At 44.8% G+C, this 14467-nt stretch carries 9 protein-coding genes; 6 read left to right on the top strand and 3 right to left on the bottom strand.

The window, feature by feature from the left end:
* Positions 1–412 precede the first annotated feature (412 nt).
* From ONB37_04440 to ONB37_04420, 5 genes are all read left to right on the top strand, one after another.
* Positions 413–2704, top strand: a complete 2292-nt coding sequence (locus tag ONB37_04440; protein ID MDZ7399397.1) for a Wzz/FepE/Etk N-terminal domain-containing protein — start codon at positions 413–415, stop codon at positions 2702–2704.
* 145 nt (positions 2705–2849) lie between these two features.
* A complete protein-coding gene (locus ONB37_04435) occupies positions 2850–4079 on the top strand; it encodes a glycosyltransferase family 4 protein (protein MDZ7399396.1) in 1230 nt (409 codons plus the stop codon).
* Positions 4080–4203: 124 nt separating this feature from the next.
* Positions 4204–5424, top strand: a complete 1221-nt coding sequence (locus tag ONB37_04430) for a glycosyltransferase (GenBank protein ID MDZ7399395.1) — start codon at positions 4204–4206, stop codon at positions 5422–5424.
* Complete coding sequence (locus ONB37_04425) at positions 5421–6884, top strand: oligosaccharide flippase family protein (protein ID MDZ7399394.1); 1464 nt, start codon at positions 5421–5423, stop codon at positions 6882–6884. The genes ONB37_04430 and ONB37_04425 overlap by 4 nt, the downstream gene beginning before the upstream one ends.
* A gap of 125 nt (positions 6885–7009) precedes the next feature.
* The gene (locus ONB37_04420) at positions 7010–8401 is read left to right on the top strand and encodes an O-antigen ligase family protein (GenBank protein MDZ7399393.1); all 1392 of its coding nucleotides are present in this window, start codon (positions 7010–7012) and stop codon (positions 8399–8401) included.
* Between the two features lie 51 nt (positions 8402–8452).
* On the opposite strand, the gene ONB37_04415 is transcribed toward ONB37_04420, so the two are convergent.
* Complete coding sequence (locus tag ONB37_04415; protein ID MDZ7399392.1) at positions 8453–9874, bottom strand: DUF1565 domain-containing protein; 1422 nt, start codon at positions 9872–9874, stop codon at positions 8453–8455.
* Between the two features lie 631 nt (positions 9875–10505).
* Between ONB37_04415 and ONB37_04410 the strand changes: the two genes are divergently transcribed.
* Positions 10506–12524, top strand: a complete 2019-nt coding sequence (locus tag ONB37_04410) for a urocanate hydratase (GenBank protein ID MDZ7399391.1) — start codon at positions 10506–10508, stop codon at positions 12522–12524.
* A 170-nt stretch (positions 12525–12694) separates the two neighbouring features.
* On the opposite strand, the gene ONB37_04405 is transcribed toward ONB37_04410, so the two are convergent.
* Both ONB37_04405 and ONB37_04400 read right to left on the bottom strand, forming a co-directional pair.
* Entirely contained in the window at positions 12695–13468 is a 774-nt protein-coding gene (locus tag ONB37_04405; protein ID MDZ7399390.1) for an enoyl-CoA hydratase-related protein, read from the bottom strand.
* 10 nt (positions 13469–13478) lie between these two features.
* A complete protein-coding gene (locus ONB37_04400; GenBank protein MDZ7399389.1) occupies positions 13479–14012 on the bottom strand; it encodes a hypothetical protein in 534 nt (177 codons plus the stop codon).
* Positions 14013–14467: the final 455 nt, after the last annotated feature.

The following is a 14467-nucleotide window of genomic DNA, read 5'->3' as shown; positions in this document are numbered from 1 at the left end:
GGTAGCCAAAGACAATTTTCATACCAGAAACAGAGATGGAGTCGTAAATTCATTTTATGACCCTGTCCAATTCCAATCGTGAACATTCCCAAGCTGAAGAACAAAAATTTTACGCTTTTGATTGGCACTGAAGGTATTCAATAAAAAAAATTGCTACTCCCAGCCAACCGCAAAAATAGCTAACAAGAAACTGGTTTATTGTCAAGTAGCGATACATACGGATAGTAGCATTGATACAGCCATGATGGTCCGTCGCAAGTTTTCATCTTTTTTTTGATGATTCGCCATAAATACAGATTTTGCGCGCAGGCAAAATTTCATGGGATCATGGTTTAGTGGCGAAACAGTTTCCAGCAATTTGAATGGGTTCAGTGCTCAGAGCTTTATGAAGAAGATGGGAGAAGGAGCCCCTATGAGTGCAATTGAAAATCAACAATTCGATTTTTCAAAATATTTGCAAATTATAGTGCAAAGGAAATGGGTGGTTGTTGGATGTCTAATGATTGTAGTGATACCTGTGATGATTCTCAATCAGGTGTTAGCACCAATTTACCGTGCGGATACCAAAATCATCTTCGAGGAACATCGCAGCGTTGCTGATCCAAGTGATCCATACCGATTGCTATCAAATAAAAGCTTTATTAAAAATCAAATTGAAGAGATTAAGAGCCGCTCGGTTGCTGAGGCTGTGGTCCAGAACCTACCAGTTGAAGTCATCAACTCGTTTCCTATCCCCAAAAATCCCGGGCCAAATTTTAGCAAGGAGCAGTATATCGCTGAACGAATTCAGAAGAGCATTGAAGCGAAGGCCGTGCCGTACTCTGAGGTGATAGAGATTCATGTTGAGGCGTATACGCCTGAAGCGGTTGCATTGATTGCCAATAAACTGGTGGAAGTGCTACAAGAGCGAAATCTTGGGGCTAAGATCAAAGAAACAGGAAATGTCCGCAGCATTATTGAGGCGCAATTGGAGACCTTTAAGAAGCAGCTCGATGAAGCGGAGTTGGCGCTGAAGACTTTCCGCGAGCAAAATGAGGTCACTTCCATCGATAAGGAGGCCGAAGAAATTTACCGTCGCATTACCGAGGCAGAAAATATTTATAACAAGACCACGGCAAATTTAGATGCAGCCCGAAAACGATTGGCTTTTATCAAAGAGAAATTAGACAAGGAGCGCGAGGCGCTTGGGCCTGCACTCACGGAGACAAGCAGTCCTTGGGCGCAAAAGTTGAAACAACAATTGGTCGATTTGGAGGTCCAATATACCACTTTAAAGCTCCAGGATTATGCAGAGGATCATCCCAAGTTGGCAAAACTTCGGGAGCAAATTGCGGAGGTCAAGAAGAATCTCAAAGAAGAGAGCACCAAAATTGCCACGGGCGAAAGCGTGGTAGACCCCATTTCTCAGATTCAAAAATTCATGTCGGAATCGATCGATATTGAGATCGAGATTCAGACTTATCAAGCCCAGCAAATGGCGTTGAAGCGCGTAATCGACAGCTATCAGCAGCGTCTGCAACAACTGCCCCATAAGGAGCTGAGGCTTGCGCAATTGATGCGAGATAAAGAAGTGAATGAAAAGATCTATAAGATGCTGCTGGAAAAGAAGGAAGAGACCAAGATCACTGAAGCTGAACGGGTCGGCAATATCCGAGTCATCGACCCAGCAAAAGTTCCAGATCGCCCATCCCGGCCTCATAAGCTGCTCAATCTGGTGCTTTCGATCGTATTCGGATTGATGCTTGGATGCGGGCTAGCTCTGTCCCTCGAATATCTGGACCGCAGAGTCAAAGCCGTAGAAGATATCGAGCGAATCACAGAGTTGAATCTGCTGGCAACCATTCCAGTGATTTCATTCGATCGGGGTTGGTTGGCGCGAAAAATTCTTCGGTCGATAAACGGAAAGGCAAGCTCTCATTACGACAAGCAACTTGTTGCAGCAAGTCGATCTTCCTCTCCTGAGGCAGAGGCATTTCGAACACTTCGGACCCGTTTGCTCAATGCTTCAGCTACTTCACCAAAAACCGTGTTGATCACCAGTCCAAACCCCAATGAAGGAAAATCGCTGATCACAGCAAATTTGGGGATCGTGATCTCGCAACTTGGGATGAAAACACTGTTGATTGAGGCAGATTTGCGCAAGCCGATGTTGCACCTTCTATTTCAAAAAAGGCGCAAACCCGGGTTGATCGATTGTTTGAATGCATTAATGAAAATTCCTTCGGTGTCAAAAACGGCGATTGTTGATGAAAAAACCGATTTAAATAGCGAGGGTGACTGGGAGGAAAGGGTTTCAGTTTTCAAGAACCGAATTATTGCAACAAAATTTCCCAATCTGGATCTGCTGACCAGCGGCAGCCCCACTTCTAATCCATCGGAACTGTTGGCCAGTCCAGTCATGAGCATGGCATTGGAGGTGTTGAAGAAGCAGTACGATATCATTCTGATCGATACGCCGCCGATCAATGCAGTCAGCGATGCTGGCGTGTTAAAGGAATTTATTGACGCTTCCGTGTTGGTGGTGCGAGCTGGCTTTGATTCTGAGAAAGAGATCAGGCGGGCGAAAGAGTTATTGCAGCGGGAACAAGGCGAGATCCTGGGGCTGGTGGTAAACTTCGCCACTCGCTGGGAAAAATATTATCGCTACGACTATTATTACTACGATGATCATAAAAAGAGGAAACGCCGCTTGCAGTTCAATTAACTAGGATTTTCAATCGTAACCATTGTTTTGAAATTGATCCCTGCTCGGCCTTCAAAGCGCTGTGTGCCTACAGCTTGTGGGAGCTGATCTTTCGAAATCGCTTTGATGGCCGATGTCATTTTGAATTCACGTAAGAATGTGACATATGAATTCTCGAATTTTGATGATCTCCCAATCTTTTTATGATAAGGATCCGCGCGTTCAGCGCGAGGCAGAGGCATTAATGGATCACGGCTATCAGGTGGATGTGATAGCATTATGTCATAATAGCCATCGGCGAATTGATTGTCTTCATGGAGTGCGAATTTATCAGATTCCCATCAAAAAGCGCCGAGGAAAAGTGCTGCGCTACTTCTTTGAGTACCTGGCGTTTTTCGTCATGAGTTTTGGGTTGGCAGGTCTTCTACATATCAGACGAAACTATCAAATTTGTTATGTCCACAATATGCCGGATTTTCTGATATTTGCGGCGATGATCCCAAAGCTTCTCGGTGCAAAAGTGATTATCGACGTTCATGATCCGATGCCCGAGCTGTTTTCAATTCTATATCCGAATAGGACCTGGCTCATCAAGTTGATCCAATTCCAAGAAAGGCTGAGTTTGAAGTTTGCGGATCAGATCATTACAACCACCGAGTTTATTCGATCAAAACTGATTCAGCGGGGCGCCCATCGGGACAGGATTTCGGTTATCATGAATTTGCCCGATCCTCGCTTATTTATGGGTCCCACACAGACGCTGAGCCAAGATTCGAGCCGATCGGAATTCGTGCTCTTATTTGCGGGCACAATTTCGAAGCGGAATGGATTAGGGACTGTCATCGCGGCATTGCCGATGATCAAAGATAAAATTCCAACCATTCAATTTCGGATCATTGGTAATGGAGAATACATTGATGAACTCAAGCAGACGGTGGCCGATTCGCAGCTCTTTTCCTGGGTGAAATTTGAACCGCCAGTCCCCCTCAGCAAAATGCCAACCGAAATTCTGCGCGCGGATGCTGTGATTTGGCTGCCGCCCAAAAATGATTTTAGTGATATCGTCATGTCCACCAAAACGCTCGAAGCATTAGTGATGGGGAAGCCAGTCATTACGGTGCGAACAGCTTGTCATAATTACTATTTCAGAGATTCCGACGTGATCTATGTTGATCCAGACCGCAGCGAAACGATTGTTGCTGCGGTATTGGATTTATATCAGGATCATAACAAAAGGCGGTATTTTGTCGAAAATTCTAGCAACATCGCCAAACGATTTAGCTGGGAGGTCGAAAAGCAGCGCTACTTCGAATTGATCGATCAATTTAACCAGAACAGCAAACAGCGATTTGAAAAGCGCCACAAAAGAGTCATTACGACCGATAATCAGGAATGATAACGGAGGCGCAATTCTAGGTTAACAAAAAGAACTGCATCTGGTAATTCGGTTGGGTCGGTTATTGCCTCCGCCGGAACGCTTTTCTGATCGGATTGCGTCAGGCAGAATTGTAAATGAACGTATGCTCAAAATTCTCCATCTTTCATACGACTACACCGTTAGCCCCGAGGACAATAAGACCATAGCGGTGCGCGCACTGATCGATGAAACACGCCACATTGCTCAATGCCATGTGATCAGTTTAGATCGAGTTGCCAGTATGAAGCGTGAGCGAATCGCCTCAATAGGGCCGGGCGATGTTTCCATTCAATCATTTGGATTGCCTTTCGGGCTATTTTTTAAGGCCACATTAAGACGTGCTTATGAAAAGGTATTGCAAGCTGAGCGCATGGGCTTGGTTGAATTAAACCAAGTTGATTTGATCCATGCCCATAAGGTATCGTTTGAGGGATATATCGGTTATTTATTAGCACAGCGATATAGCTGTGCTCTCATGGTTTCGATCCGTCAGACTGATATCCTATTATTGAAAGCGCGACCCGACTTACGGCCTCTTGCCAGACGGATTTTGCAGAGCAGCACAAAAATTATTTACATTGTCCCTTATATGATCGAAGCAATCAATAAACTTTTGGGGGAAGCTTTCTTCAAACAACAGGTGGAGCCAAAACTGGTATTTTTGCCCAATATTGTACCCCGTTCCATCGAATTGCGCGGCCAGCATCCAAAGAACGGTGTACTTATGACCGCGCTCCGGTTGAATAAAAAGACAGTCCTACGAAAAAATCTCAAAAATTTGTTTCGGGCCCTGGCCGAAATAGATCGCCCAGATATAGAACTTCAAGTTCTTGGGGATGGCGAATATTTGTCTCATGTTCGACGATGGGCAGAGCAGCTCGGCATCGGTTCTCAAGTACGGTTTCTGGGAGCTGTGGACAATTCGAAGATGGATGATTATTTTGCGAATTGTACCGCGTTTGTGTTACCAAGTTTCAGCGAAACGTTTGGCTATGTGTATGCTGAGGCGTTGCTGAACGGCACACCGATTTTATATTCAAAGGGCACTGGTTTTGATGGATTGTTTGAAGGCGTTGGTGTTGCTGTCGATCCGCACTCGATTCCATCGATCCGAGAAGGATTGCTCAATATCATGGATCGCAATGAATTCTATCGGACCGAGATCCGACGATTGCATGCCCTTCGGGCTTTTGATATTTTTCATCCTTTCTATGCACGAACAACTTATTTGAAGTGCCTCAACCAAATTTTCGGTAATGGTAGGGCTGTCGAACAATCGTTTTGGCCAATTGCATCATTGAATCGTTCGGTTAAATTAACATGAGTCTTAAACTGTTCGGTCGAAATACTCTCATCTATGCTTTCGGAACCGTTTTCTCCCATGGTGCGGCATTTCTGCTTATTCCAATATATACCCATTGGCTAACCATGGATGAGTATGGGATGTTAGCAACTCTTTTGATCAGCAATCAATTCATGATCATCTTGATGAATCTGGGAATGCGAATCAGCCTGGTTCGATTTACTGCCGAATTTGAGGGCAGTCACAAGATGGCTGGATTACTCGGATCATCTCTGATGATCAACGTGATTGGTGGGATATTGGTAACAGGGTTAACTACCACCTGGCTGATGCCGCTGTTTCAGCGCGCTTTGCATTGCCAGAACGTTTTTAGCTTGATTTTGCTGAATTGCTTTGGCGCCTTTGCTCAATCGCTGTTCATTCATGTCATTTCGCTCTTCAGGGCTAGGAATCAGGCCATGAAATTCATGTATGCCAATAGCGCCGCAGCAGCGTTGATGCTTTTAAGCACGGTTATCTTCTTAATGGTGTTTCATTGGGGACTGAAAGGAGTCCTGATCGCCCAAATGATCGCTTATGGGATCCCATTCTACGTAGTCGTTTTTGACCTTGTTATGAAACATGACCCATGGGTGTCGCTCAGAATGATGTGGCGGTTGCTGAAATTCGGAGTCCCCCTGGTTGCTCCGCAGACCGCGCAATCCTTCATGCTGGCGGCCACTCTTTACCTTTTGAGTTTCTATTCCGATCTGCAAGCGGTTGCTATTTTTTCACTCGGCCAAAAATTGGCACAAATTTTCAGCATCATTCTCGTGACTCCGTTTCAGTTGGCATTTCAGCCATACGTTTTCGCTAATATGGACCAGCCAACCATCAAGCAATCCATGTCCAAAATCTTTACATATTTTATCTTGGCATCGGCCTTTTTAGCGCTTGTATTATTGTTAGGGATCTATCTGATCTTTCCTTGGATCGCTCCAGCCCAATACGCGCCAGCCTATCTGCTGATTATCTGTTTGCTCCCCATGCATGTGGTTATCGGAATCGCTCATTTCGGGGAATCTCTGCTTAATATTGTCAAAAAAACCTACATCACTGCCGCGGTCATCCTGTTGTGCGTGGCTGTGAGCTTCGTCTTAAACTATCGCTTAATTCCATCGATGAGCTGGTATGGCGCTGTCCTTTCTTTAAATATTTCAAATTTGCTTATCGGCATCGGCTTGCTGAGTATTGGATTGGGTGCTTTTCCGCTTCCACTGGAATGGCGGAAGGTGTTTGTCGCCCTTTTATCCTTGGCGTTGTTTTTACTCTCTGTCTCCTTCGTTTATGAAAAAAATTTCTTGATCTTTTATACGACTAATCTCGTGCTGGCAAGCGGAGTGGCAATGTTTCTCTATTGGAGCCATTTCTTTAATCAGCGGGAACTCAGGTTTATTTTCAATACATTTGCTGGAAAATATTGGCGTCGGCTTGTAGGCTAATAAATCTAAAGCTTCGAAGGAACTGTTTATCGCGAGGTGTTCACATCCATCGCTTTCATTGTTGGAGCTGAAGATCATCATTTAGCGACCAAAAATACTAAAATTTCATTTCAAGTTCCGAACATATGAATATCGATTTCATCACCCAACTTCTTTTAGCAGGAATCGTAACGGTTGCGGCGGCCTATTTTATCGCCATCGGAATTAAACGTTTTGAGCTCGCTATTATTGGCGTTACCTTTTCCCCATTCTTAGCTGCTCTGTTTTCGATGAATTCAGGCGAAAGCGAACTCACTGCCAGCGAAACCACTGGGTCTTATGTAAGAATTGGGTTGCTTTTTCTGATGGGTTTGGTCGGTATGATCAAATGGTTTCAGCATCGAGCAGTTAAATCTGAAAAACTGCCAACCCCGCTGAAAATGCTTGGCGCATTTTTGATCGTTGCGGTTCTATCAACCAGCTATTCGATCGATCCAGCCTATACCCTGATTCGTTCAAGTTCGTTTGTCGCTTTATTCATCTTTTTATTGGGGCTTTATGAGTGGCTCAATGAGCAACAGCGCTTCAATCGAGTGATTCAATCACTCTTTTTTGTATTGATCTGTATTCTTGCAATCAATGCAGCTTCGCTTGTATTTTTGGGGGAATCAGCATGGTGGATTAAAAATCCCAGTCGCTTCTCTGGGGTATGGGGACATCCCAATACTATGGGCGCGTTCTGTATGATCTGTTATCCAATTGCGCTGTGGCATATGGCTCGGATCAAGTCGTGGCACAAGTTATGGGTCTTGCTATTCATCCTCATTGCAGCGGGTTTGCATTTAATTACTGGCTCGCGCAGCTCAATTTTAGCAGGAATGCTCGCTGTGGTGACGTGGTTTTTTGTTACGAAACAGAAAATGAAGCCGATCGTTCTTTCCGTGCTGGTCGCTGGGATTGTGATGCTATTGATCGAGACCACTCCAATTGAGCAATCCTTTGAAAGAACCGTAAATAGAGATAAATCTATTACCACGTTGACAGGGCGCTCTGATTTCTGGATTGAAAGTCTGGAGCTCATTATGGAGCGACCATTGATGGGATATGGATTTGGGACGGCTGGGAAAATATTGGCCGAGTCTGAATTATATAATCCAGACCTTCGACTTTGGAGCGGCAGCGCAAAAACCTCGCTTCATAATGGCTATTTAACGGTTGCGAGCGGGGTGGGGGTATTTGGAGCGCTCATCTGGATCGCTTTATTGATGATGCCATTATGGCAGATGCAAAAGTTGAACCCGCTTCCAGCGAGAGCGGTCATTATGGCGATATTGCTGAGTTGTCTGTTACTAAACTTTGTGGAAGATGCCATCAATGCGGGCACTTCAGTACCTGCATTGATTTTTTGGATGGCCTGGACCGCCGCGATTCGAATGGAGCATCTCGAAACAAATCAAACCGCTTCGCCAGGAGGGAGGATAGAGAGGTTAGGGAAACAAAAAGAACAGATCCCCTCCATCGTTGCAGACCAAATCTGAATATAAGGTCGAAGGCGCTCTTTAAAAGCGATTTTCTCGGAACAAATCTCGCTATAGTCCCCGGACTCTCACATTCGTTGGTGCGTCGATGGGATCATATTCAAAAGCGCCGATATCAAATCCTGATCCTTGCGGACGCGGGATGCCATCAAAATCATAGAAGATGTTCGATGCACTAGCTGAATCGATCAACGGAGAACTGGGGCGAGGACGAAAATTGTATTGATTTGGATCGATCAACTTTGGATCGAGTTGCCAGATGTCATGACTCGACGCCGTGCCAGCCGGCGGCCGCCCATCGCTCATAAAAATCGCATTATATCCCACCCGAAGTCCTGATTCGGAACCCGCATCTTTCCAAAGATATGAATATTGGTGCTGACCGATATCATAAAACAGATTATTTTCGATCCGGGCTTTTGTCGTATGATGGAGCTCAATCCCATAGCCGCTTTCCGATTTGAAATTCAGTTCGCTTTTAAAAGTATTATGAACGATCGTAATTCCCTTGCAATTGTGGGCGTTGACAATGCGGAAGGCAATGATGACGTTATTGGTAATGGTCAAATTGCTCACAGTTCCATTTGCATCCGAAATCATAAAGCCTTGCATGCCATCATTCCTATTGATGCCGAAATTTTGCTCAAAAATGATATCTCGGGCTGGTCCCCAAGTTTGAAAACAATCGATATGGGGATCGATATTTTCCGGATCAGAAAGCCAGATGTCATGAATGAAATTGCGCCGAATGATATGCCCCGCACCAAAAAAACGAATCCCGTCGGCATCTGGCGAACCAGGTGGATTTCTCCAGCCAGGTGGATATTGAATCGTGCGACTAATGTCGTTTGATTCGATGAGATGATTTCTCCCCGCTACAAAGATACCAGCTGTCGCTGCCCGATAGATGCGATTGCCTCGGACCGTATTATTGGCGATGTTGGGCGAGTCACCTGGCTCGGCGTTAATATAGATACCAATCCGAGGAACATCATGGATATAGTTGTTCTCAATTTGACAGAAGCTGGCCTCAAGGAAAATACCTGTCCCATTTTGGGCATCAAATATCGTATTAGTGATCTCAAACCCGATAATATGAATGTAACTGCCGTTCACATTAAATCCGCGAACGGTTACTGCACCATCAGCTTTGATCACGATCGGTTGATTCAATCTACCAGATTGCCGCACCTCTACCCGCTCAGGGTATTGCCCAGTTTGAACCAGACAACTATCTCCAGCCACCAAAATCGAAACCGCTTTCGTGATCGTTTTAAACGCTGAATCTTTTGAGAGACCGCTATTTCGGTCATTCCCATTACTCATGTTGACAAAATAGGTTTTTGCTTCAACAGGTGTCTCTATCATACCGACACATAGCATCATTAAAAATGGGCATAACCTCAGCGCCATGAATTTGATCGTAAACGAGAAATCTTTAAATGTTCGCTTTTCGATTTGGCACGGTACCATAGTTAATCATCTGATGAAAGTTATTCTCAAATTCGCCTAATCATTTTGGTTCAATTGGGAATCCATCGCACTACGAATCGTAAAGCCGTTGTATTTTATACAAACAATATGCCAGCACATATCTATTCCAAAAATTAGGGAGTATTTCAGCTTTTCAAGTTTTATTTTTTTGCGAGGAAAATGCAGTCCCAGGCCGAGATGCAATGCATTATTGCTTTCTAATGCCGCCAATTGATGGAATGAATTTTTCGCTTGACATTGGCGGATGGACAAATTACATTTAGGTCATTGAAAGGATGCGTTTCACTCACAAAATAGAAATTGAATCCTTTAAAAAAGTTATGCGTCTGAAAGCGGGCCCCAGTTCTGTTGAAAATTGAATGTTATTGTGTCTTGTTTAAGTCGCAAAGCGTTATGCGCTATTTCAACGCCTGAAAGATAGCAAGAACTCATTTAAGCTTGTCAGCCACTTTAATAGGATTTCTATAAAAGATCAAAAATCGGATCATTGCAACGATATGCTAGCAAATCAAAAAAAGCAATCTTGTCGGTGAGAACGAACTGGTAAATCCAAGTGAATAGATTTTCTACTTACAAAATGCATACAATTTTTAATCACAGGGAGGATAAAATGGATAACAATCAAATAGCCAAAGCGATGAGCATCAAGCTGGAGGGAGAATTGCCAGCAAAAAAGGAATTTTTGCCTGGCATCCGGCGCGCCCCTAATCGCGGGTTAAACCTAACTCGCAATGAGATCGTGCTCGCTTTGAAAAATGCACTTCGGTATATTCCAGAAGAATGGCACGAAGTTTTGGCTCCAGAATTTCTTGAAGAATTGAAAACTATGGGGAGAATTTATGGCTATCGCTTTCGTCCTGAGGGGCGCATTTGGGGGAAGCCAATTGATGAATATCGTGGCATCCCAGAGGCAAGAGGCTTACAGGTCATGATCGACAACAATCTCGATTTCGAGACGGCGCTTTATCCTTACGAACTGGTCACCTATGGCGAGACCGGCCAGGTCTTCCAGAACTGGATGCAATATTGTCTGGTCAAAAAATATTTGGAAGTCATGAGAGAAGACCAAACCCTGGTCGTGAGCTCTGGGCATCCAGTCGGCTTATTTCCCTCTCATCGGAATGCTCCACGGGTTATCTCAACAAATGGATTGATCGTTGGAGCATGGGACAATCCCGATGAATTCAAAAGGTTGGCAGCATTGGGCGTTTCCAACTACGGTCAGATGACCGCGGGAGGGTGGATGTATATTGGGCCCCAAGGGATCGTGCATGGCACCTATATCACGGTATTGAATGCGGGGAGGAAATACTTGGGTATCCCTGCCGATAAGGATTTAAAGGGCGTATGTTTCGTGACCTCTGGTTTGGGCGGGATGTCGGGCGCTCAAGCAAAGGCGATCGAGATCGCCGGTGGCGTGGGTGTCATTGCCGAGGTCGACTATAGCCGGATCAAGACGCGATTGGATCAAGGGTGGTTGAGTCGAGTTTCTGATGATCTTTCAGAGGTCATTCGCTTAATGCAGCAATTCAAGGCCTCTGGAAAGGCGATCTCCATTGGGTATTATGGAAATATTGTCGATCTATTGGAGTATTTGGATCGCCATCAGATCCAAGTGGAGCTTTTGTCGGATCAGACATCTTGTCATGCCGTCTACGAAGGCGGATACACACCAGTTGGCGTAACCTTTGAGCAGGGACGCCAATTACTCAAAGACGATCCTGCGAAATTTCGACGGTTAGTTGATGAATCTTTGAAGCGACATTTCAGGGCGATCAAAAAGCTGACGGAGAAAGGCGCGTTTTTCTGGGATTACGGCAATAGCTTCATGGCTTCGGTATTTGAAGCAGGGGAGAAGTCGATCGCTAAAAATGGCAAGGATACTTCAGAAGGATTTATCTTTCCATCTTATGTTGAAGATATCATGGGACCGATCTGTTTCGATCGCGGTTTCGGTCCGTTCCGCTGGGTATGTCTCAGTGGTAAGGAGGAAGATTTACGCAAGACTGATCAAGCTGCTATGTCCTGCATTGATCCGAACAAGAGTTCTGCGCATCGGGATAATTATTATTGGATCAAAAATGCTGAGCAAAACAAATTGGTGGTGGGTACCAAAGCCCGCATCCTTTATGCCGATGAAGAGGGGCGTGTCAACATTGCGCTGAAATTCAATGAGCTGATTCGGAACGGAGAGATCGGACCGGTGATGATTGGTAGAGACCATCACGATGTTTCGGGCACGGATTCGCCATATCGGGAGACAGCGAATATCTATGACGGGAGTCGGACAACTGCGGATATGTCGGTTCAATGTTTTGGGGGCAATATCGCTCGCGGTATGACGCTGGTGGTTCTATCGAATGGCGGTGGTGTCGGCATTGGCCGAGCCAGCAACGGTGGTAATGGTATTTTCCTGGACGGCAGTGAACGAGTAGATCAAATTATCAAAACGGGCCTATCCTGGGATGTAATGGGCGGCGTTGCCCGAAGAAGCTGGGCCAGAAATGAACCTGCTTTGGAAACCGCATTGAATTGGAATTTGAATCACAGAGATTCCGGGCATATTACGCTTCCGTTCATTCCAAAAGAAGGACTGGTGGAATCGTTGATTGAGAAACATCTTGGGTGAGAATAAAGAATAGCGATAGCTACTGTTCAGTTAATTGCTTTTCGGTGGGAAAGCGTCAACAACACCAATTTGCAGAGCATGGTGAGCCTTTGGGTTCATCTTTATTCGAGCAAGAAAGAATGAAATGTGCAGCGCATTGATGAACCCAAAGGATAATAAATTATGATGGATCATGGCCAATTCGGCTTTCTTTTCTGCACGAATGCCTCCATCCCTTCCTTGGCTTCGCCAGAAGCGACGCACTGGACAAAGCCATCTTGCTCGATCAACAATCCCTTTGCCAAGTCGACATCAACGCCGCGATTGATGACACTTTTGGCAATAAGAATTGCTGCCGGCCCTTTGGTGGCAATTTTCTGGGCCAGAGCAATAGCTTCTGCCATGAGGTTTTCGGGTGGAACGACTTTATTGATTAGACCAATCCGAAACGCCGTAGCTGCATCGATCATGTCACCAGTAAAAATAAGCTCCTTTGCGATCCCTCTCCCAACCAGGCGCGGTAATCGTTGGGTACCACCGAATCCTGGAATTATCCCCAGATTGACCTCCGGCTGGCCCAATTTCGCGTTTTCGGATGCGATTCGAATATCACATGCCATTGCTAATTCGCACCCTCCCCCTAACGCATAACCGTTGATCGCTGCGATGACCGGTTTATCAAGATGCTCGATGATATCAAACACCCGTTGTCCCAGGTTACAAAATTCCCGCGCATCGTTCTCGGTCATGTCTTTCATCTGTTTGATATCCGCACCTGCGACAAATGCTTTCCCCTCGCCAGTGATGATGAGGACTTTTATATCCTCCTTCTTATTCAACTCAACCACTGCATCGCGAATTTCACCCAATGTTTCGATATTGAGCGCATTGAGAAACTCGGGCCGATTGATTCTTATGATACCAATCGCTTCCTGAAATTCGATAACGAGGTTTCTAAATTCCATTTCTCCTCCGCTAATTTGGTTCCGATGGTTGGTTCTTTTCATCGAAATAGTCCAGTTCAATGATCTGTTGATCCGTATCGACTAAATCACCTTCCTGAAAATGAATTTTCTTAACTATCCCCGGCCTTGCAGCGCGTACACTGTGTTCCATTTTCATGGCCTCAACGATAACAAGGTTTTGTTTTGCTGCCACCACCTGATCTGGTTGAACCAAAATTTTGATGATTTTCCCAGGCATTGGCGCATAAATGCCATGATCCGCTCCAGCAAGATGCTCGTCAGCTTGAAATGAGGTCTTCTCCTTCGTCTCAGGATGTTCCACCACCAGCGAGCGGCCATCCAGATGAATAAATGTTTTCTTCCCAGAATTGGCAAGATAAATCCGACGATGGCCTTGTGCATCTTTCAGTAGCAGGCAATTGGGCGTCACCTGTTCTGCCTGCAGCTCAATAATTTGATCCCCAATCTTGACTTGATAATGCTCGTTCTTTTTTTGAATTGAAAGAGAATAATTTTTTTTATCGATACTAAATTCCAGCTCCATAGCTCCTCTGATTTAGCCTGTGTTATTCAAGGACGACTGATTCCATCCCGATTCATCGGGATGGATTCAGTTTACCTGGTAACTCCATTTTATGAAATTTTATTGTCATTCCGAACGGAGCGCAGCGGAGTGAGGAATCTGTATTTTTATGCACTCAATTGATTGATTAGTGCTTGAACGAAAACTCACCTTCTTACCATTTCAACTGAAGAAAAAAGTCTACAAGTCTAACAATTTAAATGTAACCAGATTCCTCACTTTGTTTGGAATGACGGTTTTAATTCAAATTTAATAGTTTTTGTTCAGACGCTAATTAAATCCCTCGCTTCGCTCGGAATGACAAACTTCTCAATTGTCTAAAAGTCTATGAAATTTTGCCCTTATTGAGTACAACCTTTAATCTCTAAACAAATCGCAAAACCCAACCTTTGCAAAGCTTGGCGACTTTGCAGCTT

This window comes from candidate division KSB1 bacterium (assembly GCA_034506395.1).
GTDB lineage: Bacteria > Zhuqueibacterota > Zhuqueibacteria > Thermofontimicrobiales > Thermofontimicrobiaceae > Thermofontimicrobium.
Note: the sequence above shows the minus strand (reverse complement) of the source record. Positions and strands in the feature narration are given on the sequence as shown.

Bases quoted from the DNA above. Each gene is read 5' to 3' on its own strand.
- ONB37_04410 (MDZ7399391.1), top strand. From the start codon at position 10,506: ATGGATAACAATCAAATAGCCAAAGCGATGAGCATCAAGCTGGAGGGA.
- ONB37_04440 (MDZ7399397.1), top strand. From the start codon at position 413: ATGAGTGCAATTGAAAATCAACAATTCGATTTTTCAAAATATTTGCAA.
- ONB37_04415 (MDZ7399392.1), bottom strand. From the start codon at position 9,874: ATGGTACCGTGCCAAATCGAAAAGCGAACATTTAAAGATTTCTCGTTT.
- ONB37_04420 (MDZ7399393.1), top strand. From the start codon at position 7,010: ATGAATATCGATTTCATCACCCAACTTCTTTTAGCAGGAATCGTAACG.
- ONB37_04405 (MDZ7399390.1), bottom strand. From the start codon at position 13,468: ATGGAATTTAGAAACCTCGTTATCGAATTTCAGGAAGCGATTGGTATC.
- ONB37_04425 (MDZ7399394.1), top strand. From the start codon at position 5,421: ATGAGTCTTAAACTGTTCGGTCGAAATACTCTCATCTATGCTTTCGGA.
- ONB37_04435 (MDZ7399396.1), top strand. From the start codon at position 2,850: ATGAATTCTCGAATTTTGATGATCTCCCAATCTTTTTATGATAAGGAT.
- ONB37_04430 (MDZ7399395.1), top strand. From the start codon at position 4,204: ATGCTCAAAATTCTCCATCTTTCATACGACTACACCGTTAGCCCCGAG.
- ONB37_04400 (MDZ7399389.1), bottom strand. From the start codon at position 14,012: ATGGAGCTGGAATTTAGTATCGATAAAAAAAATTATTCTCTTTCAATT.